The 22,355-nt window shown below is 36.2% G+C and carries 20 protein-coding genes and 1 riboswitch; of the genes, 17 read left to right on the top strand and 3 right to left on the bottom strand.

All coding sequences use genetic code 11. The annotated features are described in order from the left end of the window. Positions 1 to 80 precede the first annotated feature (80 nt). The 13 genes from H5V42_RS10640 (at position 81) to H5V42_RS10580 (ending at position 13,969) form a co-directional block, all read left to right on the top strand. Positions 81 to 2,171 (top strand): HEPN domain-containing protein, encoded by a 2,091-nt coding sequence (locus tag H5V42_RS10640; protein ID WP_185783153.1) that lies wholly within the window; start codon positions 81 to 83, stop codon positions 2,169 to 2,171. 3 nt (positions 2,172 to 2,174) lie between these two features. Next, positions 2,175 to 2,984 (top strand): uroporphyrinogen-III C-methyltransferase, encoded by an 810-nt coding sequence (gene cobA, locus H5V42_RS10635; RefSeq protein ID WP_185783152.1) that lies wholly within the window; start codon positions 2,175 to 2,177, stop codon positions 2,982 to 2,984. Continuing rightward, positions 2,984 to 3,562: a precorrin-2 dehydrogenase/sirohydrochlorin ferrochelatase family protein gene (locus tag H5V42_RS10630; protein ID WP_185783151.1), complete on the top strand. Its 579-nt coding sequence runs from the start codon at positions 2,984 to 2,986 to the stop codon at positions 3,560 to 3,562. Before cobA ends, H5V42_RS10630 begins: the two co-directional genes overlap by 1 nt. Before the next feature lie 99 nt (positions 3,563 to 3,661). Continuing rightward, positions 3,662 to 4,723 carry an NAD(P)/FAD-dependent oxidoreductase gene (locus tag H5V42_RS10625; protein WP_136949574.1) on the top strand — a complete coding sequence of 354 codons (1,062 nt, stop codon included), beginning with the start codon at positions 3,662 to 3,664 and terminating at the stop codon, positions 4,721 to 4,723. A gap of 128 nt (positions 4,724 to 4,851) precedes the next feature. After that, positions 4,852 to 4,977: riboswitch (SAM riboswitch) on the top strand. A gap of 114 nt (positions 4,978 to 5,091) precedes the next feature. After that, entirely contained in the window at positions 5,092 to 6,090 is a 999-nt protein-coding gene (locus tag H5V42_RS10620) for a homocysteine S-methyltransferase family protein (RefSeq protein ID WP_185783150.1), read from the top strand. Between the two features lie 15 nt (positions 6,091 to 6,105). Next, positions 6,106 to 6,456 carry a four helix bundle protein gene (locus H5V42_RS10615; RefSeq protein ID WP_185783149.1) on the top strand — a complete coding sequence of 117 codons (351 nt, stop codon included), beginning with the start codon at positions 6,106 to 6,108 and terminating at the stop codon, positions 6,454 to 6,456. Continuing rightward, the gene (gene metH, locus H5V42_RS10610) at positions 6,453 to 9,155 is read left to right on the top strand and encodes a methionine synthase (RefSeq protein WP_185783148.1); all 2,703 of its coding nucleotides are present in this window, start codon (positions 6,453 to 6,455) and stop codon (positions 9,153 to 9,155) included. The genes H5V42_RS10615 and metH overlap by 4 nt, the downstream gene beginning before the upstream one ends. Then, positions 9,155 to 9,397 carry a hypothetical protein gene (locus H5V42_RS10605; protein WP_185783147.1) on the top strand — a complete coding sequence of 81 codons (243 nt, stop codon included), beginning with the start codon at positions 9,155 to 9,157 and terminating at the stop codon, positions 9,395 to 9,397. Before metH ends, H5V42_RS10605 begins: the two co-directional genes overlap by 1 nt. Further along, a complete protein-coding gene (gene metF / locus H5V42_RS10600; RefSeq protein WP_185783146.1) occupies positions 9,394 to 10,347 on the top strand; it encodes a methylenetetrahydrofolate reductase [NAD(P)H] in 954 nt (317 codons plus the stop codon). The genes H5V42_RS10605 and metF overlap by 4 nt, the downstream gene beginning before the upstream one ends. Positions 10,348 to 10,365: 18 nt before the next feature. Next, positions 10,366 to 11,451, top strand: a complete 1,086-nt coding sequence (locus H5V42_RS10595; protein WP_185783145.1) for an acyloxyacyl hydrolase — start codon at positions 10,366 to 10,368, stop codon at positions 11,449 to 11,451. Further along, complete coding sequence (locus H5V42_RS10590; protein WP_185783144.1) at positions 11,448 to 12,200, top strand: head GIN domain-containing protein; 753 nt, start codon at positions 11,448 to 11,450, stop codon at positions 12,198 to 12,200. The genes H5V42_RS10595 and H5V42_RS10590 overlap by 4 nt, the downstream gene beginning before the upstream one ends. Then, positions 12,200 to 13,258 carry a serine hydrolase domain-containing protein gene (locus tag H5V42_RS10585; RefSeq protein ID WP_185783143.1) on the top strand — a complete coding sequence of 353 codons (1,059 nt, stop codon included), beginning with the start codon at positions 12,200 to 12,202 and terminating at the stop codon, positions 13,256 to 13,258. The genes H5V42_RS10590 and H5V42_RS10585 overlap by 1 nt, the downstream gene beginning before the upstream one ends. Positions 13,259 to 13,297: 39 nt before the next feature. Continuing rightward, entirely contained in the window at positions 13,298 to 13,969 is a 672-nt protein-coding gene (locus tag H5V42_RS10580) for a hypothetical protein (RefSeq protein WP_185783142.1), read from the top strand. Between the two features lie 41 nt (positions 13,970 to 14,010). Here the strand turns inward: H5V42_RS10580 and H5V42_RS10575 are convergent, their stop codons facing one another. The 3 genes from H5V42_RS10575 to gldA form a co-directional block, all read right to left on the bottom strand. Then, a complete protein-coding gene (locus H5V42_RS10575) occupies positions 14,011 to 15,438 on the bottom strand; it encodes a glycosyltransferase (protein WP_185783141.1) in 1,428 nt (475 codons plus the stop codon). 184 nt (positions 15,439 to 15,622) lie between these two features. After that, positions 15,623 to 17,053, bottom strand: a complete 1,431-nt coding sequence (locus tag H5V42_RS10570; RefSeq protein WP_185783140.1) for a pyridoxal phosphate-dependent decarboxylase family protein — start codon at positions 17,051 to 17,053, stop codon at positions 15,623 to 15,625. A 67-nt stretch (positions 17,054 to 17,120) separates the two neighbouring features. Beyond that, complete coding sequence (gene gldA, locus H5V42_RS10565) at positions 17,121 to 18,014, bottom strand: gliding motility-associated ABC transporter ATP-binding subunit GldA (RefSeq protein WP_185783139.1); 894 nt, start codon at positions 18,012 to 18,014, stop codon at positions 17,121 to 17,123. 331 nt (positions 18,015 to 18,345) lie between these two features. Between gldA and H5V42_RS10560 the strand changes: the two genes are divergently transcribed. The 4 genes from H5V42_RS10560 to H5V42_RS10545 are packed head-to-tail and all read left to right on the top strand — an operon-like array spanning position 18,346 to position 22,272. Beyond that, on the top strand, positions 18,346 to 19,176 hold the full coding sequence (locus H5V42_RS10560) for a prephenate dehydratase (protein ID WP_185783138.1): 831 nt from the start codon (positions 18,346 to 18,348) through the stop codon (positions 19,174 to 19,176). Then, positions 19,173 to 20,315 carry a pyridoxal phosphate-dependent aminotransferase gene (locus H5V42_RS10555; protein ID WP_185783137.1) on the top strand — a complete coding sequence of 381 codons (1,143 nt, stop codon included), beginning with the start codon at positions 19,173 to 19,175 and terminating at the stop codon, positions 20,313 to 20,315. Before H5V42_RS10560 ends, H5V42_RS10555 begins: the two co-directional genes overlap by 4 nt. A gap of 6 nt (positions 20,316 to 20,321) precedes the next feature. Continuing rightward, entirely contained in the window at positions 20,322 to 21,188 is an 867-nt protein-coding gene (locus tag H5V42_RS10550) for a prephenate dehydrogenase (protein ID WP_185783136.1), read from the top strand. Position 21,189: 1 nt separating this feature from the next. Further along, complete coding sequence (locus H5V42_RS10545) at positions 21,190 to 22,272, top strand: bifunctional 3-deoxy-7-phosphoheptulonate synthase/chorismate mutase type II (RefSeq protein WP_185783135.1); 1,083 nt, start codon at positions 21,190 to 21,192, stop codon at positions 22,270 to 22,272. Positions 22,273 to 22,355: the final 83 nt, after the last annotated feature.

Here is a 22,355-nt window from a genome sequence, read left to right as displayed (position 1 = left end):
GAGGTTTAAAGGGGATAGTAAAAGTTTAATTAAATATTACCGTAAAGTGCTCCTTTCCATTAGAAAGGTCGGGTGTGGCAATGCAAAGTTTTAGAACCGAAATAGAAAATCCAGTAGTAGAAAAGGATATCATTGAATTGGAGAAGAAGATTCGCCAGTTTAAAGAAGGTAAGGTAGACGAGGAGCGCTTCCGTAGTCTTAGATTGGCCCGTGGTGTGTATGGTCAAAGACAGCCGGGTGTGCAGATGATTCGTATTAAACTACCTTACGGCAAGGTTACTGCAAACCAATTGCTACGTATCTGCGATGTCTCGGACGAGTTTTCTACCGGTCGTTTACACATTACCACAAGGCAAGACATACAAATTCATTATGTGGATTTGGAACGTACTCCAGAATTGTGGGCGCAGCTAGAAAAAGACGATGTAACCCTTAGGGAAGCTTGTGGTAATACGGTGCGTAACGTAACCGCTAGTGAGACTGCTGGAATAGATTTGGACGAGCCTTTTGATGTTTCACCATATGCACATGCTGTTTTTCAATACTTTCTTAGAAATCCTATTGGGCAAGAAATGGGACGTAAGTTCAAGGTTTCATTTTCTGCTTCTGATGCAGATACGGGCTTGTCTTACATGCACGATTTGGGTTTCATTGCTAAAATACAAAATGGTGTAAAAGGTTTTAAAGTGATGTTGGCCGGCGGTTTGGGTTCACAACCAAGACACGCAGACCAGTTGTATAGCTTTTTACCATCAGACCAAATAATTCCTTTAATGGAACAGGTGATTCGTGTATTTGACAGATACGGGGAACGTAAAAGTAGAGCTAAAGCAAGAATGAAGTTTTTGTTGAAAGACATTGGTTTAGATGCTTTTAAAGAATTACTAGAGCAAGAAAAAACAGCGGTACCACACCAAACCTATCCTATTGATGCTGAGTCGTATGCAAAGGTAAACATCGCGCAGCCAAAAATTCCAACGATAGAAATTAAAGAAACATTAGCCTACGAGTTGTGGAAAAGCACTAACGTAATTCCACAAAAGCAAAAAGGCTATGTGGCTATTGGTATTAAAGTTTTGTTGGGCGATTTCTATACGGACAAAGCAAGACAATTAGCGAATCTCGTAAAAGAATATGCAGCTGGTGAGTTACGCTTATCGCTGCGTCAAAATATATTAATTCCTTATGTTAAAGAGGAGTTGGTTCCTTACTTCTATCAAGAGTTGGAAAAACTTGGTTTTGTAGAAGCAGGGTATAACAAAGCTTTGGACATTACGGCTTGCCCAGGTACGGATACGTGTAATTTGGGTATTGCCAGTAGCACTGGGATTGCGGCGGAACTAGAACGTGTAATTAAAGCAGAATACCCATCATACATCAACAATCCAGATGTGGTAATTAAAATTAGCGGATGTATGAACGCCTGTGGGCAGCACAATATGGCACACATTGGTTTTCAAGGGATGAGTGTACGTACCAAGGATAAATTAGTGGCGCCGGCATTACAGGTATTGCTAGGTGGTGGTAACCACGGTAATGGTAACGGAACGTTTGCAGATAAAGTGGTTAAAGTGCCGTCTAAAAGAGGGCCGCAGGCATTGCGCTTAATCTTAGATGATTATGAAGCTAACGGACAAGGTAAATCTTTTGATGCGTATTATGCGGAAAAAGGTCAGCTGTACTTCTACGATTTTCTTAAAGAGTTGACCGATGTAGATAACCTTACCGCAGAAGATTTTGTAGACTGGGGAAATACAGAAAAATATAAAAAAGAGATTGGTGTAGGGGAATGTGCAGGGGTTATCGTGGATTTGGTAGCTACGTTATTCTTTGAAAGCCAAGAAAAAATTGATAATGCTGCAGAAGCACTAGAGCAAGGTAAGTGGGCGGCAAGTGTTTATTATAGCTATCAGTCTATGGTAAATTCTGCAAAAGCATTATTGACATCAGAAAAGACGAAGGTAAATACACACAACAGCATCATCAAGGATTTTGATGCCTTGTTTGTAGCCACTAATAAAATAGATTTTAAAGGTGGTTTTAGTGATTTGGTGCTACAACTAAATCAAAACCAACCTACCGAAGCATTTGCTAAAAGTTATTTAGAAGACGCCAAACAGGTATTGGCCAAACTAGAAGCGTTTAGAAACCTAGAATTACAAGAAGCGTAAAAAATGAGTTTTAGTAACAATTATACAGCAAACACTACTCCATTTTCAGGGCCATTTGGGACCGCTGGTAAGCTTACTGTGGTAGGGGCCGGACCAGGAGACGCAGACCTTTTTACACTTAAAGGCATAAAAGCTTTAAAAAGTGCAGATGTGGTTTTGTTTGATGCCCTAGTGAACCCTGATTTATTGGAGTACGCCCCGCAAGCAGAACAAATTTTTGTGGGGAAACGCAAAGGTTGTTACAGTTATCAACAAGAACAAATAAACGAGCTAATTGTACAACGTGGCCAAGAAGGAAAACACGTAGTACGCCTTAAAGGTGGCGACCCATTTGTGTTTGGTCGTGGAGCTGAAGAGATGGAATATGCCGCTAGTTTTGGATTAGAAGTGGCCATGGTACCCGGTATTTCTTCTTCGGTATCCGTTCCTGCCTATCAAAATATTCCGGTGACCAAAAGAGGGGCATCAGAAAGTTTTTGGGTAATTACCGGTACAACTAAGGAACATAAATTGTCTAAAGACGTGGCGTTGGCGGCAAAATCTTCCGCAACGGTGGTGATTTTAATGGGCATGAGCAAATTAGCAGAAATCATGGCATTGTTTCAACAAGAAGGTAAATCAGAAACTCCGGTTGCCATTATACAAAATGGGACTAGAAAAGATGAAAAAATAGGTATTGGCACTGTTGCTTCCATAGAGTCCAAGGCAAAGGAGCAGCAGCTGTCCAATCCTGCAATCATTATTATAGGGGATGTGGTGGCGCATAGAGCGCGTATCTTAGCAGTACAACAAGAACAAAACGTACAAGCCTAATGGAACGCAATAACCTTTATCCCATATTTCTGAAAACTTCACAATTAGAAGTGCTAATAGTTGGTGGTGGATTTGTAGCCGAAGAAAAGTTACATTTTTTAACCAAGTCTAGTCCAGATGCAAAAGTAACAATGGTATCTCCTATGTTTAGAGATGCAACTGTTGAACTGGCCAATGCATTTAATGTGACTATGATAACCGATGTTTATCATCCTAAATATTTAGAGGCTAAACATATGGTAGTGGCAACTACAGATGTTCCAGAAGTAAATATACAGGTGTATAATGACTGTAGGGCGCAGAGTAAATTGGTGAATGTTGCGGACAACCCACCATTGTGCGATTTCTACATGGGGGGTATTGTGACTAAAGGGAATGTAAAGGTCGCGATTTCTACCAACGGTAAATCACCAACCACCGCAAAACGCTTACGTCAGTTTTTTGAGGAAGTAATTCCAGAAGACATAGACCAAATGGTTAAAAACTTAAATGAATATAGAAAAACCATTAAGGGTAATTTTGAAGAGAAAGTAGACCAGATGAATCAGATTACAGAGAAGCTGGTCAATAAAAAATAAAAGGGCCGTGCGTAATCGCGGTAAAAGAGAAAGCATTAGAAAAAGAAAATTAAAATAGATTGAAATTCCCGCGCTAGCGGAAATACAAAAGGAGATAACATGATAAAGACTGATATACTTATTATTGGTGCAGGACCAACAGGATTGTTCACTGTTTTTGAAGCAGGATTGTTAAAACTTAAATGCCACATTATAGATGCATTACCACAACCGGGTGGGCAGTGTTCAGAGATTTATCCTAAAAAACCTATTTATGATATTCCGGCTTATCCAGAAATTTTAGCGGGCGATTTGGTAGACCGTTTAATGGAGCAAATAAAGCCTTTTGAGCCAGGATTTACCTTAGGTGAACGTGCAGAGACTTTAGACAAGCAAGAAGATGGTTCGTTCATTGTTACTACTAATTTGGGTACGCAACACCATGCGCCAGTAGTGGTAATTGCTGGTGGTTTGGGTTCTTTTGAGCCAAGAAAACCACAAATTCCAAATTTGGATATCTATGAAACCAAAGGTGTGGAATACATGATAAAAGACCCAGAAGTGTATCGCGATAAAAAAGTGGTAATTGCTGGTGGTGGAGATTCTGCCCTAGATTGGTCTATTTTCTTGGCAGATGTAGCTTCAGAGGTACATTTGGTACACCGTAGAAACGAATTCCGTGGTGCTTTAGACTCAGTGGAAAAAGCAAGAGAATTAGCGCAGGTAGGTAAAATTAAGCTGCACACCAAAGCAGAAGTAAAAGAATTACATGGCGCGGATACTATAGAAGCGGTAGTTATAAAATCTACAGAAGAAGGTGTGGAACCCAAGTACGTAGAGACCGATTATTTTATTCCGTTGTTTGGTCTATCTCCTAAATTAGGACCTATAGGTAGCTGGGGCTTAGAGATAGAAAAGAATGCTATTAAAGTAAATAATGCAAAAGACTACCAAACCAATATACCGGGAGTCTTTGCTATTGGTGATGTGAATACGTATGAAGGAAAGTTAAAACTAATCTTATCAGGCTTTCATGAAGCAGCGGTAATGTGTCAATATGCCTACCAAATTATAAATCCAGATAAACGATTTGTAATGAAGTATACCACGGTTGGCGGTGTAGAAGGATTCGACGGATCCAAGAAAGAAGCCAAAAAAGAGGTGGTGCAAAGTATCGTCTAAAATCTTAGATGAGTTTGAGTTAGCGAGCCTCCTTACCAAGGGAGGCTTTTTTGTGATAAAAGAAACGGTTTTTTTGTATTTAATCCCTAAGGGCCTTTTCTTTGCACGCAGTTCATTAAAAATAATGTAGGTTATCAAGAAAGGTGGAGGGAATAGACCCGTTGAAACCTTAGCAACCCTTGCTTTAATTATTATAAGCAATGAAGGTGCTACATTCTACTTCATCCTGAAATTAATTTAGGGTTTGTTGACTTATTCCAGCAGCATTTATGAAGAAGGATAACAAAAACAACAGTCTTTTGTGTACCCTTGTAACTTTGCTAGCCTACTAAAATAATACGTCGCCAATATTGGTGACCTTTGTAGTTATGAAGATTGAAGAAGTTTTAAAGGAGCGCATATTAGTTTTAGATGGTGCCATGGGTACCATGTTACAACGCTATAAGTTTACCGAAGAGGATTTTAGGGGAGAGCGTTTTAAAGACTGGCCAAGTCCTTTACAAGGAAATAACGATTTATTATCTATAACCCAGCCCGAAGCTATTGCCACAGTGCATGCCAAGTATTTTGAAGCTGGTGCAGATATAGTAGAAACCAATACTTTTTCTGGCACTACCATTGCTATGGAAGATTATGGCATGCAAGATTTGGTGTACGAACTTAATTACGAGTCGGCCAAAATAGCCAAGCGCGTTGCGGAAGAATTTACTGCCAAAGAGCCACAAAAGCCAAGGTTTGTGGCTGGTAGTATTGGCCCAACCAACAAAACAGCTAGTATGAGTCCAGATGTAAACGACCCTGGATTTAGAGCCATTTCTTTTGATGAGTTACGTGTGGCATACAAACAACAAGTAGAGGCATTGTTAGATGGTGGGGCAGATTTACTTTTGGTAGAAACCATATTCGACACCCTAAATGCCAAAGCCGCACTTTTTGCAATAGAAGAGGTAAAAGAAGAGCGCAATATAGAAGTGCCCATAATGGTCAGTGGTACTATTACAGATGCTTCTGGCAGAACTCTATCTGGACAAACCGCAGAAGCATTTTTGATTTCAATTTCGCATTTACCCATACTAAGTGTCGGGTTTAACTGTGCCTTGGGAGCTAAACAATTAACGCCGCATTTAGAGGTAATTTCTACAAAGTCGGAGTTTTTTACCTCTGCACACCCTAATGCTGGTCTACCAAATGCTTTTGGAGAGTATGATGAAACGCCAGAAGAAATGGCTGCACAGATAAAAGAGTATTTAGATAAAAACTTGGTGAATATAATAGGTGGATGCTGCGGAACCACACCAGAACATATTAGTGCGATAGCAAAATTGGCTGCTGGCTATGCGCCTCGCCCGTTGTTCGTTAATCGTTAATCGTAGGTCGAAAGGATGGATTACAAAGAATTGGATGTTTGGGTGCAAGCTAGAGAATTAGTAAAGAAAATATACTTGCTTTCAAAAGCTTTTCTTGATGATGAGCGTTATGGTCTTACTTCTCAAATTAGAAGATGTGCCGTATCGGTTTCCTCAAATATAGCCGAGGGCTGTGGAAGACAGACTGCAAAAGACACGATTAATTTCTTGCATATCGCCAGAGGTTCTTTGTTTGAGTTGGAGACTCAAACAATTTTAGCGTCAGATTTAGAATATCTTCCGCACAATGAAAGTGAAATTTTAGATGAAATTGAGCGAGTTAAAAAACTGCTCAATGGATTCATTAATTACCATAGAAAGTTATGAGTCTGTCAAACGAACAACATAAAACGAATAACGGTCAACGGTTTTTGAAGTTAAGTGGTCTAGAACCGCTAGTCATCACCCCAGAAAGTAATTTCATCAATGTAGGGGAACGTACCAATGTGGCTGGTTCTAAGCGTTTTTTGCGGTTAATAAAAGAAGAAAAGTTTGAAGAAGCTTTGGATGTTGCCAGACATCAGGTAGAAGGTGGTGCACAGATTATAGATATTAACATGGATGATGGCCTAATTGATGGTAAGGCGGCCATGGTAAAATACCTTAATTTAATAATCGCCGAACCAGATATTGCCCGTGTACCTATCATGATAGATAGTTCTAAATGGGAAATTATAGAGGCCGGATTACAAGTGGTGCAAGGTAAATGTGTTGTAAATTCTATTAGTTTAAAAGAGGGCGAGGCAGAATTTATTCACCACGCTAAATTGATCAAGAGGTATGGGGCGGCAGTTATTGTAATGGCATTTGATGAGGTTGGGCAGGCAGATAATTATGAAAGGCGAATTGAAATTGCAGAACGCTCGTACCGAATTCTGGTAGATAAAGTAAAATTTGCGCCAGAAGACATTATATTCGATTTGAACATTTTCCCTGTTGCCACGGGAATGGAAGAACACCGAAAGAACGCAATCGATTTTATCGAGGCCACACGTTGGGTGCGCCAAAACTTGCCGTATTGTAGTGTAAGTGGTGGGGTAAGTAATGTTTCGTTTTCGTTTAGAGGTAATAATCCCGTTAGGGAAGCCATGCACTCTGTGTTTTTATACCATGCTATCAAGGCGGGCATGAATATAGGTATTGTAAATCCAACTATGTTAGAGGTTTATGATGATATTCCTAAAGACCTATTAGAACACGTAGAAGATGTAATTCTTGATAGAAGGGATGATGCTACAGAGCGATTATTAGAATTTGCAGAAACCTTTCAAGGAAAAACCAAGGAAAGTACGGTAGATTTATCTTGGCGAGAAGAGCCATTGCAAGACCGTATTACCAGAGCCTTGGTTAAAGGTATTGACCAATATATTATAGAAGATGTAGAAGAGGCTAGACAACAGGCAGCAAAACCACTGCACGTTATTGAGGGTAATTTAATGACGGGTATGAATGTGGTGGGCGACTTGTTCGGGAGCGGAAAAATGTTCTTGCCACAAGTAGTAAAATCTGCTCGGGTTATGAAAAAAGCGGTTGCCTACCTCACACCTTATATAGAAGCATCTAAGGACAAATCTACGGGAGCTAACGGAAAGGTGCTGATGGCTACTGTAAAGGGCGATGTGCACGATATTGGTAAAAATATTGTATCGGTAGTATTGGCTTGTAACAATTATGAGATTGTAGATTTAGGGGTGATGGTGCCGCCAGAGGTAATTATCAATCGTGCAATAGAAGAACAAGTAGATGTAATTGGTCTTAGTGGATTAATAACGCCTTCTTTGGATGAAATGGTTTTCTTGGCCAAAGAAATGGAACGCCAAAACTTTAATGTACCCTTATTAATTGGAGGCGCAACCACCAGTAAAGCACATACGGCAGTAAAAATAGACCCAGTGTATAAACATGCAGTTGTGCATGTAAATGATGCGTCTAGAGCGGTAACCGTGGTGGGCGATTTGCTTCAAAAAGAATCATCAGATACCTATAAAAAGTCGGTAAAGCTAGATTACGAAAGCTTTAGGGAAAAGTTTTTGAATCGTTCCAAACATAAAGAATTCTTGACTTTAGAACAGGCTAGAGCTAATAAATTAAAAATCGATTTTAAACCAGAAGATATTGTAAAACCAAAGGTTTTAGGAACTACGGTTTTAGAAGACTTTGATTTGAGAGTATTAACAGACTTTATAGACTGGACGCCGTTTTTTAGAAGCTGGGATTTACACGGTAAATATCCGGAGATTTTAGAAGATAAAGTGGTAGGTGCACAAGCAAAAGAACTGTTTTCAGATGCGCAGAAAATGCTTGTAGAAATTCTAGAGCAAGAATTGCTAAAAGGTAAAGCCACTTTTGGGTTGTTTCCTGCCAATCAGATAAACGATGATGATATAGAATTGGGTGTACCGGGTAGTGAAGCCACTGTTTTTAGAACGCTTCGGCAGCAAACTAAAAAACGAGAGGGTGTGCCAAATATCGCGTTAGCAGATTTTATAGCCCCAAAAGAAAGTGGGTTGCAAGATTATATTGGCTGTTTCTGTGTTTCGGCAGGTTTTGGAACCAAAGAATTGGCAGAAAAATACGAAGCTGCCCATGACGATTATTCTAGTATTATGGTTAAGGCATTAGCAGACCGTTTGGCAGAAGCTTTTGCAGAATACTTACACAAAGAAGTACGAACCGACTATTGGGGCTATGCTAGTGCAGAGCATTTAGACAATACGGAGCTCATTAAGGAGAGTTATCGGGGTATTCGTCCTGCACCGGGTTATCCTGCCTGTCCAGACCATTTAGAGAAGCTAACCATTTGGGAATTGATGCAAATAAAAGAAACCATTGGGGTGGAATTAACAGATAGCTTGGCCATGTGGCCAGCAGCTAGTGTGAGTGGTTATTACTTTGCACATCCAGAAGCTAAATACTTTGGATTAGGAAAAATAAAAGAAGACCAAGTGCACGACTTTGCTAATCGTAAAGGCATAGGAAAGGAAGTTGCAGAAAGATGGTTGGCCCCCAATATTGCAGAGAATTAATGGAAAAGTTTATTGAATTGTCTTTTGGTAATTTTGTTATTAGTCATGGGTTTGACGAAAATAACAAGGAGATTGAAGAACATATTGCGGTAGACGGATTTTCTAAGAAAACCGTTTCTGTTGCAAGAATTAAATCCTTGAGTGAAAAATATATCCTTACTGATTATTTAGATGGTAGATGGATTTATTGGGAATACAAAGAGGATTATGAAATCATAAAAAATAAGTTGCAAACCTTATGAAGGTAACAGAACACATAGCAAACGCCAAAGGAGAAACCTTATTCAGTTTTGAAATTGTACCTCCGGTAAAAGGGAAAAATATTCAAGAACTGTATAATAACATTGACCCTTTAATGGAATTTAAACCTCCGTTCATAGATGTTACTACTTCTAGAGAGGAATATGTTTTTATTGAGAAAGATGGGTTGTTTGAGAAAAAAGTAACAAGACTTAGACCCGGAACCTTAGGTATTTGTGCTTCTTTACAGCATAAATACAATGTAGATACTGTGCCACACGTTTTATGTGGTGGTTTTACCAAAGAAGAAACAGAATATTTACTTGTTGATTGCCAATATTTGGGTATTGAGAATGTAATGGCGTTAAGAGGTGATGCCATGAAAGGGGAGAAATATTTTACCCCTACCAAAGGCGGAAATTGCTACGCCGTAGAGTTAGTTGAACAAATTCAAAATTTGAATCAAGGTAAGTTTTTGCTAGAACAGATTCAAACAGAGAATACGCCTGAATTTTGTATTGGTGTAGCTGGTTATCCAGAGAAACACATGGAGGCACCTTCATTACAATCTGATTTAAAACGACTTAAAGAGAAAGTGGATGCTGGGGCAGATTATGTAGTTACTCAAATGTTTTTTGATAATAAAAAATATTTTGAATTTGTGAATGCTGCTAGAGAGATGGGTATTACAGTACCTATAATTCCTGGAATAAAACCTTTAGCGGTTCAACGCCACCTTAGTATTTTACCACAAGTATTCTGGATTGATTTACCTCAAGACCTAATAGATGCTGTTGAAAAATGCAATACTAATAAAGATGTTAGACAGGTTGGTATTGAGTGGTGTATTGAGCAATCAAAACAATTAAAAGCTGCGGGGGTTCCTGTTCTGCATTATTACTCCATGGGTAAATCAGATAATATAAAAGCTATTGCAGCTGCCATTTTTTAATGTCTACTTTTGAAGGCTGTGAAGCATTACATTTTATTACTAGTTACACTAATTTCTATTAGGGGTATTGCCCAAAATAAATATACAATTGATGTAAGTCAGTTCAATGGTACTATACTTTTACATAATCCAGATATTTCACATTTAATAACAGGGCATCCTGCTGGTGTATTAGTGGGATTCAATCAAAAGAGATTTGGTGAAAAAGAATGGGAGAAAGATTTTGGTTACCCTGATACTGGTTTTACATTTATTTATCAAGATATGGCCAATGGTACGTTAGGTACCAATACTTCATTATACGCACATTATAATTTCTATTTTTTTAAACGAAAACTACAATTTAGAGTTGGTCAGGGGCTCGCCTACAATTCAAATCCGTATGATAAGGATACTAACTTTAGAAACAACGCGTACGGAAGTCATATATTAAGTTCAACTATGTTGCTATTAAATTACCAAAAAGAAAATCTTGTTGGTGGTTTAGGGTTTAAAACAGGACTCACTTTAGTGCATTATTCTAATGCAAACGTAAAAGCACCCAATACATCTACCAATACGGCCGCTTTCAATTTTGGATTGGTTTATGATTTGAACTCTTCTTTACAAAAGGAATTTATACCAAAAGAGAAAACGATAAAAATTACCGAACCAATTAGATTTAACTTGGCATTGCGTTCCGGGGTTAATGAAAGTGATGTTAATGGCTCTGGGCAATATGGTTTTTGGATTGCCTCAGCCTATGCAGATAAACGATTAGGAAGAAAAAGTGCTATACAGTTAGGAGGTGATTATTTTCATTCAAATTTCTTAAAAGAATTAATTCGGTTTCAAAGTTCATCTTTTCCAGAATTAAATGTAGATTCTAATGCCGATTTTAAACGAGCTGGTATTTTTCTTGGTCATGAGTTATTTGTTAACAAAATGAGTGTATTAACGCAATTTGGATATTATGTTTACTATCCTTTTGATTTTGAAGGTAGAACGTATAATAGAATTGGTTTAAAGCGATATTTTGGTGATAGCATTTTTGCAGCGGTAACGCTAAAAAGTCATGCCGCTAAAGCTGAAGCGGTTGAATTCGGAATAGGTGTACGATTATGAGAGTTTACGGATTTATTTTGTTTGTTTTTGTATTGATTTCCTGTGGTGGAGAAAATACGCCTGATTGTTTTCAGAGCGCTGGAGATATGCAAAAAATTGAAGTAGGTGTAACAGCCTTCGAAAATATTACCGTATTCGAAAACCTTAATTTAGTGCTAACACAGGGCGATGATTTTAAAGTAGAAATTGAATCTGGTGAAAATTTGATTAATGATATTACTGCCAAAGTCGAAGATGACCGTTTGATTTTACGTAATGAAAACGACTGTAATTGGTTTAGAACCTACGGTATCTCAACAGTTTACGTAACCTGTCCAGACCTTAAACAATTACGAAGTAGTACTGGCGGATTAATTCAAAGCAATGGGCCATTAGGTTTTGAGAGTCTTTCTTTAGTTTCTGAAAGTTTTAATGTGCCTGAAGCTGAAACAACAGATGGTTCTTTTGATTTAGAATTGAATACCGAAACAGTTGGTATTGTAGTTAATGGTATTGCATATTTTAAACTTAGGGGCAATTCACAGAATTTGAGTGTGAATATTGCTTCTGGTGATTCTCGTATTGAAGCTCAAGAACTTATAGCAACTAACGTCGTAGTTAATCATAGAGGAACTAACAACATTATTGTGAATCCACAAGAACAAATTTCTGGTGTTATAAGAAGTTATGGTGATGTAATTTGTGTTAATAGACCACCTTCTGTATTAGTTGATGAGCAATTTGAAGGAAAATTAATTTTTCAAGATTAATGTGGATTGAAAAATTTTTTACGCTTTTTAAAGAGAAATCTTTTAGACCAAAGTCCACATTAGGTTTAGAAGGGGTTCAACTTGCAGATGCTATTTTTCATAACCTTAGTGCTGAGCAAAAAGTACCTGGTATTGTTGTTACTGTAAGTAATAAGGGTAAAATAATTTTACAAAAAGGATACGGTCACGCTAATTTAGAATCTAAACTAAAGGCTAATCCTAAAGACCAATTATTCAGAATTGCTAGCATATCTAAATGTATAACAGGTATTGCTTTAGGTAAAATGGTAGAAGATGGTATTTTAAATTGGGAGGATTCTATTTATAAATATGTTCCAGATTTTCCGCAAAAGAATTTTGATTTTACCGTAAAACAATTGGCTTCTCATACTGCGGGTATTAGAGGGTATAGGGGAAAAGAATTTGCATTAAACCAAAACCTTTCGATTAAAGATAGTATTGAAGTTTTTAAAAATGACCCATTACAGTTTCAACCCGGTAATGGATATCTCTATAATAGTTTTGACTTTGTGTTACTTTCCTTAGCTATGCAAAATGCCGCCGGAATTTCGTTTGAGGAATACGTAAAAACTATGGTATTAAAACCGTTGAAGCTCAATAATACGGTGTCACCTACAACTAATACAGCGGTACAATTTTATACTAAGACTCCAATTTGTTTTAAAAAGGCTATAGAAGTTAATAATGCTTATAAAATAGCAGGTGGCGGTTATTTGTCTACAAGTGAAGATGTGGCGAAACTTGGAGAGGAAATACGAATTCAATCCTTGTTACATAAAAATACCTATCAGGAACTACTTTCTTCACAACTAGTTCAAGATAATCCTACGTATTACGGATTAGGTTTTCAAGTAAGTCATGACGCAAAAGGCAGACCATTTTATGGTCATGTGGGTAGTAGCGTAGGAGCGTATTCTAACTTATTTGTATATCCAAACGAAAAAAAGGTTTTTTCTATTCTTATTAATTGTACAGACCCTAAGGTGCAAGAGCATTTAGATTTAGCTATTAATGCCATTTTAGAATCTAACAATTAACAGTAAATATTTTATCTTACTAAAAATTAGAAATTTAAAATGTTTGTAGGTCATTACGCGGCAGCTTTTGTCTTAAAAGGTAAATCACCAAAAGCTTCTTTAGGTGTATTATTTATTGCAACCCAATTTGTTGATATTCTTTTTTTTCCTTTTACGCTTCTAGGATGGGAAAAACTAGAATTTGTATCGGGTTTTACAGCAGTTAACGATTTTAAAATGACGTTCCCTTTCACCCATGGCCTATTAGCTTCGATATTATGGGCAGGTATTTTTGGTGGAGTTTATTTATTACTTTCTAAACGCGAACAGCGTTCCAAAAAGAAAATTGCTATAATCATGACTTTAGGGGTATTATCTCACTGGTTTGCAGATTTGATAGTACACACCCCAGATTTACCCTTATTACATGGAGAACCAAAGCTAGGCTTCGGACTTTGGAATAATAAATTAGCCACTTTTATAGTAGAATTGGTTTTACTAGTTGTTGCAGCTTTTTACTTTCTTAAGCAGACTGTTTTAATGGCTAAGAAAAGAGCGGCTTTGTATGTATGGTCTTTTGTGCTTTTTATGATTTTAGTAAACTATTTAAATTATTATGTTTTACCCGTTAATCATGATTTGGTTAGTTTAACTATTTCAGCATTAATAAGTTACTTTTTGTTTGCTGGTATTGCGCATTGGGTTGAAATTAAAAGCATAAAAAAAGGCTGAATTACCAACTCAGCCTATTATAATTTAAATCAATCTACTTTTTATTTTGCAGGCATAGTTCTTGTTAACCATCCTCTTTTATTGGCAGTTACAATTGCGTAAGGAGTTATCCAAAACAACCCAAACGTAAATAGAATACTGTAAGAATATGCCCAAAATGAATCAAACGATTTGTAACGTTTTGCATAAAACAATACAGGAAAAGAGGTTACAATTAAAATACTCAATAGGGTTGAACTAATGAATAATAATGGGTGTGTTATTGCAAAATAAAACATTAATATTAAAAGCGGATAACACATAATAATTTTTAGCGCTTGACTAATAAATAACAGTCTTGCTCCAGCTTTGGTTCCTTCTCTAAAATTGGTGAAAACGTATTTACCCATTTCTATGTTTTCTCTAACGTTAGACCTACCCCAACGGGTAAACATCTTATGAAGGTTTCTATATTTTTCTGGTACATCTGTATAGGCGACTGCGTTTCTTTGAAACAATACATGATAGCCTTGTTTAAGAATCATATTTGTCATGGCTCTATCTTCACCAATATCAGAAGGCTGCCCCATAAATTTTTGATTTATCCAAGTCTCTAGACAATTGAATACGGCTTCACTTCTATATGCTGCTAATGCACCAGGTGTACAAAGTACAGTATTTAACGTGCTTTCTGCAGAACGTACAAACTCAAAACTCAAAACAAAGCTTACATCTAACATTTTTGGTAATAGTGCTTTCTTGTTATTTAAAACTCTGATATTACCAGCAACGGCTCCTACTTTTTTATTTGTCACAAACGGACTAACAAGATTTCTTAACGTATCTGTTTTTACTTCTGAATCACTATCTACTGTAACAAAAACTTCGCCATGACCAATGTTAAAACCTCTGTATAAGGCGTGTCTTTTACCTTTGTTTTTAGGTTGTTGGTAGATTTCTATGCTATCACCTAATTCTTCTTTGGCTTTTTGCATCCAAGACCACGTGTCGTCTTTACTGCCATCATCAATACTTATAATTTGAAGTTTTTCTTTAGGGTATTTACTTCTAGCTAAGCTTTTTAGTGTGGCCCAAACCTGCTTACCTTCATTATATGCGGGTACAATTATAGTTACTACTGGTAATTCTTCATCAGATACAGAAGCTACGGGTTTGTACTTAAAATATCTGAATAGAATAAACGCAAAATAAAAAGCTTTAAATAAAAATAGTCCTCCAGAAATTACTAAGAATACTGTACCTATAGCACTATTTACGCGCTCCAAATTATATTGTTCAAAATCGCTTTGTAAAATGTACACCATGTAAGCGGCACCAAGCAGTAAAACTACTGTACTACCTTGCACAAATATTTGCCAAGCATCAGCAGTGTCAAAAAAGTTTTGAATGCTATTAGCTGCTTTTTTAAGAATGTTCTTTTCTTTTGATTTTCTGCCTTTTTCAGAAGGTAAGGTTAGGTTTTTGCTCATAGTGTGTCTCGTTGTTGATTTTCATTTCACAAGGTTATACGAGCATTCGAATCTTTTAGACTACTATAGTTTGAAGAATTAACACAAAGGCAAGTTTATTCATCTTACATTAACAAAAGCAAAACAATTCCTTTAGAAAAATTGGGATTTAAGGCTATAAAATATTGAAGCTTAAAAAAATTAGCTAGTCTATTTTTTCAGCAAAAGATTCACACAATGCAATGGTCTCTTTTACATCATCAAATGTTGTTCTTGGGTTTATTAAACACATACGTAATACAACTTGCTTGTTAAGTAAAGTAGTTACTAATAAAGCTTGCTGAGAATCTACTACTTTTTTAGATATCTGCTGATTTAAACTATCTAAGTGTTTGTTATTGTAGTTTTTTGCTATTGGGTTGTACCTAAAGTTGATTATAGCTAATGTAGCGGAATGCACCACTTCCCATTTTTTACTTGTGCGCAAGTAATCTTCCAGTTGTTCTGCTAAATCTATATTATACGTTACTGCTTTTCTAAAAGCATCTAAACCAAAGGTTTTTATACTCATATAAAATTTTAAGGCCCTAAACCTTCTTGTAAGCTGTATTCCTAAATCGTAAAAATTGATTTCAGATGTATTACCCTCAATATCTCGCAAGTATTCGGGTTTTTCAGTAAACGTATGGCTCAAATTTTTATGGTTTCGAACAAGTAAGCATCCCATTTCATAAGGCTGATACAACCACTTGTGGGGGTCAATAGTAAGAGAGTCTGCTTTATCAATACCCTTTAAGGCTTGTTTTCCTTTTGGAGCTAATATTGCTGCCCCACCATACGCACCATCTATATGAAACCACAAGTCTTCTTTTTTGCAAATTGCTGCTAAGTCCATCAAAGGGTCAACAGTTCCAGTATTTGTAGTACCTGCTGAGGCAATTAAACAAAAAGGATGTAGACCTTCTAATCTATCTTTGGCGATACAATTTTTTAGCTTATTCAATGCAAAATTGAATTCTGAATCTGTTGGTATAATACGTACCTGAGCTTCTGTAAAACCTAATACTCTAATTGCTTTAATGTTACTAGAATGTGCTTGGTCTGATAAATAAATAATTGATTTAGAAAAGTCTTTTCCACATTTGATATTACGAGCAGTAGCCACAGCCGTTAAATTTGCCATGGAACCGCCACTAGTAAAAATGCCACCTCCTTTTTTAGGCGGAAAACCAAATATTTTCAACAACCATTGAATACACACAATTTCTAATTCAGCCGCTGCAGGAGAAGAGGCCCATCCACCAGAAAAAATATTAAATCCGGTTGCAAGTGTATCTGCCATTACACTTACATAATTACTAGGTCCTGGTACAAAAGAATAGGATTTAGGATGAGACATTAATGTACTATTACTCATTACCTTTTTCAAAACAAAATCTAGAAGCTCTTTAGTTGGCATACCATCTTCTGGAGCGGCTTCTAAAAAAATAGAATCCATTTCTTTTCTAGTGGCATGTGCAACGGGTAATTTTTTGTCTTGTGTTACATGATGTTCTACAATTGCATCTACAATTTGGTATCCAAATTGTTTCATTTCTTTTTCACTTAACTCAAGACGTGCCTTTTTCTCTTGCATGCTTTAGATTTAGAACTGCAAAGATATTTTTAAAAGAAGAGATACTAAAGTTATCTAATGGTGAAGTTTAGGAAGTAAGTTCTGTAAATAAACTCTCTAAATTTTTATTTTTTCTACTGAGTTGAAGTGTTTTTAATTCATTGTCATGAGCAAAATCAAAAACGGTTGGTCGCATATCTTTTTCAGTATCAAAGGTTATCTCATAAACAAAACCACCAGTATTCTTTACTGCTTTAACATGCGGTAGTTTAAATAGCAAAACATCTTCTACCCTATAATCAAACTCAACTTCTAATACCTGTGTAGTATTTTCTCGCAAGTCGTTTAATTTTTTATCTGCCACTAATTCACCTTTATTTATAATTAGCACGCGGTCACATACGGCTTCTACCTCTTTCATTATATGTGTAGAAAGTAAAATAGTTTTATTACTACCTATGTTTCTAATGAGTTTTCGTATTTCAATCAACTGATTAGGGTCTAAGCCTGTTGTGGGTTCATCTAAAATTAAAACTTCAGGGTCGTGCAATAAAGCTGCTGCCAATCCAACACGTTGACGATATCCTTTAGATAATTGGCCAATTTTTTTATGAGCCTCAGGGGTGAGACCAGTTTGTTCAATTACCTCTTGTATACGTGGTTTATCTACTTTAAAAACTTGGGCGTTAAAAGAGAGGTATTCTCTAACATACATATCTACATAAAGCGGATTGTGTTCTGGTAAAAAACCAATACTCTCTTGCACCTGTTTCTGTTCTGTTACAACATCAAAGCCATTAACTAAAGCGGAACCAGAATCAGCTAAATGATACGATGTTAATACACGCATCATTGTAGATTTACCGGCTCCATTAGGACCTAAAAACCCAACAATTTCTCCTTTATTGATTTCAAAAGAAACCGAATCTAGTGCTTTTTGTTCCCCAAAAGATTTGGTGATGTTTTTTGCAGAAATAGACATGCAACGAATTATTTTATTTCAAAAATAGGGTTTTCTTTATCGTCTGTATTGGCCAATTGTAATCTCATATCCCTAAAAAAGAATAAATTTCGATTACATATTTTCAGTTAAAACTTAAATTCATAGAAATATTCAGAAATTTTCAATATTTCTTTTGAAATTAAAATGGAATAGCTAATCTTAGCCAAGAATTATTACAAAATGAACAAGAATTATTTCTTTACTGGTTTTTATTTCTACTTCTTCTACCGAAGAGGAACGGGACTGGTATAGTTATAATTAATAATATAAGATATAAAGTCCCGATGTAAAATCGGGATTTTTTTTTGCGATGAACTTAAAAGTTGCCATACAAGGTATTAAAGGAAGTAACCATCATCAAGTGGCTAAAGAGTTTTTTGGTGAAGAAATAGAATTGGTAGAATGCCTTTCTTTTGATAATCTAATTGCGCAGTTACTTTCTGGAACTGCTGATAAAGCGGTTATGGCTATTGAAAATTCTATTGCCGGTTCAATAATTCCTAATTATAATTTGGTTTACCATAATAAGATTCACATTATTGGCGAGCACTACTTAAACATTCACCATCATTTGATGGTAAAAAAAGGTAACGTACTGGCTGATGTGCAAGAAGTTCGTACGCATCCAATGGCCTTGCTACAGTGTAAAGAATTTTTGAGTCAATACCCGGAAATTAAACTTGTTGAAGATGTAGATACTGCTGAAACAGCCAAACAAATCAAAGAAAAGAATTTGACCAATGTGGCGGCTATTGCTCCTAGAGTTGCAGCAGATTTGTATGATTTAGACATTATTGCTGAAAACATACAAACCATTAAAAACAACGCAACTAGGTTTATTATTCTTAAAAGGCAAAATAAAGAATTACCAAAATCAGAAATCAATAAAGCATCGGTTAGGTTTATTACAGACCACAAAAGGGGCAGCTTAGCAACAGTATTAAATGTAATGAGTGATTGTAATCTAAGTTTAACTAAAATACAATCGTTACCAGTTATTGAAACCCCTTGGAAATACGCCTTTTTTGTTGACGTAACTTTTGATAAATACGAAAATTTTGCAAAGGCAAAATCTTTATTAGATATAATGGCTGAAGATTTTTTAGTTCTTGGCGAATATAAAAACGCATTAGTACCATGACCATAGCAGATAGGCTACATACCGTTCAAGAATATTATTTTTCTAGAAAGTTACGAGAAGTAAGAGGTTTAATTGCCGATGGTAAACCCATAATTAACATGGGTATTGGCAGTCCAGATTTAGCACCTTCTCAAAAAGTTTTAGATACTTTAATAGATGCCATAAAGCATGGTAGTGCGCACCAGTATCAAAGTTATCAAGGCTTACCAGAGTTGAGAGAAGCTATTGCAACCTTTTACGCCAATAAGTTTGGGGTAAAGGCTGACCCTGCCACAGAAATTCTACCATTAATGGGCTCTAAAGAAGGTATTATGCACATAAGTATGGCCTTTTTAAATAAAGGTGATGCTGTATTATTACCTAACCCTGGTTACCCCACCTATGAGTCAGTTACAAAACTAGTGGAAGCCCAACCGTTTTTTTACGATTTAAAAGCTGAAAATGGTTGGTTCCCAGATTTAGAGAATCTAGCAAAACAAGACCTGTCTAATGTTAAGTTGATGTGGGTAAGTTATCCACATATGCCAACGGGGGCAACTGCCACCAAAGAACAACTACAACAATTAATTGCTTTTGCTAAAGCTCATCATATACTTTTAATAAATGACAACCCCTACAGTTTTGTGTTAGGTAAAAATCCTACCAGCATTCTTGCGCTAGAAGGGGCAAAAGACGTAGCCTTAGAATTAAATAGTTTAAGTAAAACATTTAATATGGCAGGTTGGAGAGTAGGTATGGTTTTAGGTAGCGCTAAAAACATCAATGCTATTTTAAAAGTGAAAAGTAATATGGATTCTGGTATGTTCTACGGTATTCAGAAAGGGGCCATAGCTGCGCTACAGAGTGGAGATGCGTGGTTCCAACATTTAGATGATACCTACACTAAAAGGCGCCAATTAATTTTTGAACTTGTAGAAAAATTAGGATGTACTTATGATAAAAATGCGGTAGGAATGTTCGTATGGGCAAAATTACCCAAAGATTCAAAAACAGCAGAGGAAGTGGTGGATGAGGTATTGTATGACAAGAACATCTTTATTGCTCCGGGTACAATTTTTGGAAGTAATGGCGAAGGCTATATTCGGTTCTCGTTATGTGTGAAAGAAGAAAAAATTAAAGAAGCAATTCAAAGATTGTAAATACCCATGGAAGTTGTAATTATAGGTTTAGGATTAATAGGAGGTTCTTTTGCTAAAGGTATCAAACGCCTGCATCCAAATGCTACTTTAATTGGTATTGACACTAATAATGACCACTTAACAGAAGCCTTAGAAATTGGATTTATTGATGCAAAGGGAGATACTAATGCCCTAAAAACAGCCGACATGGTGGTGGTAAGTATTCCAGTAGATGTAATGGTAAAACAATTACCAGCAATTTTAGACGCTGTTAAAGAAGATTGTGTTGTTTTTGATGCCGGTTCAACCAAAACATTAATTTGTAATACCATTGCAAATCACCCTAAGAGGCGAAATTTTTTAGCAGCTCACCCAATAGCAGGAACTGAGTTTTCAGGGCCTTCTGCAGCCTTTGATGGTTTGTATGACGGTAAAACAAATATCATTTGCGAGGTTGAAAAAACTACCTTCAAACTTCAAGAAAGAGCGTTAAAGCTATTTCAAGACTTAGGCATGCGTATTCGTTACATGAATCCAGAAGCTCATGACAAACACATTGCGTATGTTTCTCATCTTTCACATATCAGTGCTTTTATGTTGGGAAAAACGGTAATAGAGGAAGAAAAAAATGAACACGATATTTTTGACATGGCGGGTAGTGGATTTGAGAGCACCGTTCGTCTTGCTAAAAGTTCTCCAGATATGTGGACACCAATATTTAAGCAGAATAAAGATAATGTGCTTAAAAGTTTAGAAGAGTATATAAAAAACTTAGAATCTTTTAAAGAAATGATTTCTGAAAATGATTTTGAAGGAATTTATAACCAAATGAATAATACAAATAGAATAAAACAAATTTTAAAAGGAATACCACTTACCAAAACACTTGATTGATATGGAAAACTCTAAAGAAATGAGAAAATGGTTGGATGCCATGGAATTACCGCATCCACTAGTTGTAGCAGGGCCATGTAGTGCCGAAACAGAAGAACAGGTTTTAAAAATTGCCCATCAGTTAAAAGATACAGATGTAAATTATTACCGTGCAGGTATTTGGAAACCAAGAACACGTCCTGGTAATTTTGAAGGCGTAGGTGCAATTGGTTTAAAATGGCTTCAGAAAGTAAAAGAAGAAACCGGACTAAAAACTGCAACAGAAGTAGCTAACAAAGCTCATGTAGATTTGGCTTTAGAGCATGATGTTGATTTGTTATGGATTGGTGCTCGTTCTACTGTTAGCCCATTTATAATGCAAGAATTAGCAGATGCTTTAGAAGGTACAGACAAAATTGTATTGGTTAAAAATCCTGTGAATCCAGATTTAGCATTGTGGTTAGGCGGTATTGAGCGGTTACATTCTGCCGGTATTAAAAAATTAGGGGCAATTCATAGAGGTTTCTCTACATATCAAAAAACAAAGTATAGAAATATACCAGAATGGCAATTGGCAATCGAATTTCAAAATAGGTTTCCAGATTTACCATTAATTAACGACCCTTCACATATTTCTGGCCGTAGAGATTTAATTTTTGATGTTTCGCAAACCGCATTAGATTTAAATTTTGATGGATTAATGATTGAAACGCATTGGGATCCAGACAATGCGTGGAGTGATGCTAAACAGCAAGTAACTCCAGATAGACTTGTACAAATCATGAAAGACTTAAAAATTAGAAAAGAGTCTGACCCTGAAGCGGAATACAACAATAAATTGAATAATCTAAGAGCTCAAATAGATGTGCTAGATAATCAATTAATAGAATTGTTAGGTGATCGTATGAAGGTTTCTGATGGTATTGGAGAATTAAAAAAGCAAAGAAATGTAGCTGTTTTGCAATCCAATAGATGGAATGAAATCTTAGGTAAAATGATTCTAGAAGGCGAAGAAAAAGGCTTAAGTGAAGAGTTTGTATTACGTATGTTTAAAGCAATTCACCAAGAATCTATTAATCATCAAGAAAAGATTATAAACGCATAAGATTATATTAAGTGGTATTAAACTAAAAAGAGGATGGAAACATCCTCTTTTTTAGTTTTAGTGTAACAATTAACTTTTTTATT

Origin of the sequence: Croceivirga lutea, assembly GCF_014235875.1 — a bacterium.
Lineage (GTDB): Bacteria > Bacteroidota > Bacteroidia > Flavobacteriales > Flavobacteriaceae > Croceivirga > Croceivirga lutea.
This window is presented reverse-complemented; position numbering and strand designations above follow the sequence as displayed.

What these genes read in the sequence shown, in the direction of transcription:
- H5V42_RS10640 (WP_185783153.1), top strand. Translation starts at nt 81, where the DNA reads ATGCAAAGTTTTAGAACCGAAATAGAAAATCCAGTAGTAGAAAAGGAT.
- cobA (WP_185783152.1), top strand. Translation starts at nt 2,175, where the DNA reads ATGAGTTTTAGTAACAATTATACAGCAAACACTACTCCATTTTCAGGG.
- H5V42_RS10630 (WP_185783151.1), top strand. Translation starts at nt 2,984, where the DNA reads ATGGAACGCAATAACCTTTATCCCATATTTCTGAAAACTTCACAATTA.
- H5V42_RS10625 (WP_136949574.1), top strand. Translation starts at nt 3,662, where the DNA reads ATGATAAAGACTGATATACTTATTATTGGTGCAGGACCAACAGGATTG.
- H5V42_RS10620 (WP_185783150.1), top strand. Translation starts at nt 5,092, where the DNA reads ATGAAGATTGAAGAAGTTTTAAAGGAGCGCATATTAGTTTTAGATGGT.
- H5V42_RS10615 (WP_185783149.1), top strand. Translation starts at nt 6,106, where the DNA reads ATGGATTACAAAGAATTGGATGTTTGGGTGCAAGCTAGAGAATTAGTA.
- metH (WP_185783148.1), top strand. Translation starts at nt 6,453, where the DNA reads ATGAGTCTGTCAAACGAACAACATAAAACGAATAACGGTCAACGGTTT.
- H5V42_RS10605 (WP_185783147.1), top strand. Translation starts at nt 9,155, where the DNA reads ATGGAAAAGTTTATTGAATTGTCTTTTGGTAATTTTGTTATTAGTCAT.
- metF (WP_185783146.1), top strand. Translation starts at nt 9,394, where the DNA reads ATGAAGGTAACAGAACACATAGCAAACGCCAAAGGAGAAACCTTATTC.
- H5V42_RS10590 (WP_185783144.1), top strand. Translation starts at nt 11,448, where the DNA reads ATGAGAGTTTACGGATTTATTTTGTTTGTTTTTGTATTGATTTCCTGT.
- H5V42_RS10585 (WP_185783143.1), top strand. Translation starts at nt 12,200, where the DNA reads ATGTGGATTGAAAAATTTTTTACGCTTTTTAAAGAGAAATCTTTTAGA.
- H5V42_RS10580 (WP_185783142.1), top strand. Translation starts at nt 13,298, where the DNA reads ATGTTTGTAGGTCATTACGCGGCAGCTTTTGTCTTAAAAGGTAAATCA.
- H5V42_RS10575 (WP_185783141.1), bottom strand. Translation starts at nt 15,438, where the DNA reads ATGAGCAAAAACCTAACCTTACCTTCTGAAAAAGGCAGAAAATCAAAA.
- H5V42_RS10570 (WP_185783140.1), bottom strand. Translation starts at nt 17,053, where the DNA reads ATGCAAGAGAAAAAGGCACGTCTTGAGTTAAGTGAAAAAGAAATGAAA.
- gldA (WP_185783139.1), bottom strand. Translation starts at nt 18,014, where the DNA reads ATGTCTATTTCTGCAAAAAACATCACCAAATCTTTTGGGGAACAAAAA.
- H5V42_RS10560 (WP_185783138.1), top strand. Translation starts at nt 18,346, where the DNA reads ATGAACTTAAAAGTTGCCATACAAGGTATTAAAGGAAGTAACCATCAT.
- H5V42_RS10555 (WP_185783137.1), top strand. Translation starts at nt 19,173, where the DNA reads ATGACCATAGCAGATAGGCTACATACCGTTCAAGAATATTATTTTTCT.
- H5V42_RS10550 (WP_185783136.1), top strand. Translation starts at nt 20,322, where the DNA reads ATGGAAGTTGTAATTATAGGTTTAGGATTAATAGGAGGTTCTTTTGCT.
- H5V42_RS10545 (WP_185783135.1), top strand. Translation starts at nt 21,190, where the DNA reads ATGGAAAACTCTAAAGAAATGAGAAAATGGTTGGATGCCATGGAATTA.